Origin of the sequence: Pseudomonas serbiensis (assembly GCF_030580745.1) — a bacterium.
Classification (GTDB): Bacteria; Pseudomonadota; Gammaproteobacteria; order Pseudomonadales; family Pseudomonadaceae; genus Aquipseudomonas; species Aquipseudomonas serbiensis.
Genome location: NZ_JAUQOO010000064.1, coordinates 1 through 689 on the forward strand (window position 1 = coordinate 1; position 689 = coordinate 689).

The 689-nt window shown below is 47.9% G+C and carries 2 tRNA genes and 1 rRNA gene; all 3 read right to left on the reverse strand.

The features are described from left to right. Positions 1–272: 272 nt before the first annotated feature. Positions 273–348, reverse strand: a tRNA-Ala gene (locus Q6A51_RS27295). A gap of 29 nt (positions 349–377) precedes the next feature. Beyond that, a tRNA-Ile gene (locus tag Q6A51_RS27300) sits at positions 378–454 on the reverse strand. 123 nt (positions 455–577) lie between these two features. After that, a 16S ribosomal RNA gene (locus Q6A51_RS27305) occupies positions 578–689 on the reverse strand; the annotation flags it as partial.

Sequence of the window (689 nt, forward strand, 5' to 3'; positions counted from 1 at the left end):
TGCCAAGGCATCCACCGTATGCGCTTCTTCACTTGACCATATAACCCCAAGCAATCTGGTTATACTGTGAAGACGACATTCGCCGAAAATTTGCAATTCACTCACAAATTTTACCTTAGCCTGAACATACACCAGTGAAAGTGCTGTCCAGTCTAACTTTCTATTACATACCCAAATTTTTAAAGAACGAACTAGTCAAAGACTAGAAATCAACATTCCCATAACACTGTATGGAATGCTCATTTCTAAGCTCTTACAACAGAAGCAGTAAATGGTGGAGCCAAGCGGGATCGAACCGCTGACCTCCTGCGTGCAAGGCAGGCGCTCTCCCAGCTGAGCTATGGCCCCGTATCACTACAGGCATTACCACACAAAATTGGTGGGTCTGGGCAGATTCGAACTGCCGACCTCACCCTTATCAGGGGTGCGCTCTAACCAACTGAGCTACAGACCCAATTTCGAGCTTGTAGCCGCTAGCCTGGAGCTATCAGCTTGGAGCTTAAAGCTGCTTCTAATCGTCTTCTTCAATGAATCAAGCAATTCGTGTGGGAGCTTATGGTATAGCTGAGTCGTCGATTAAGGAGGTGATCCAGCCGCAGGTTCCCCTACGGCTACCTTGTTACGACTTCACCCCAGTCATGAATCACACCGTGGTAACCGTCCCCCCGAAGGTTAGACTAGCTACTTCT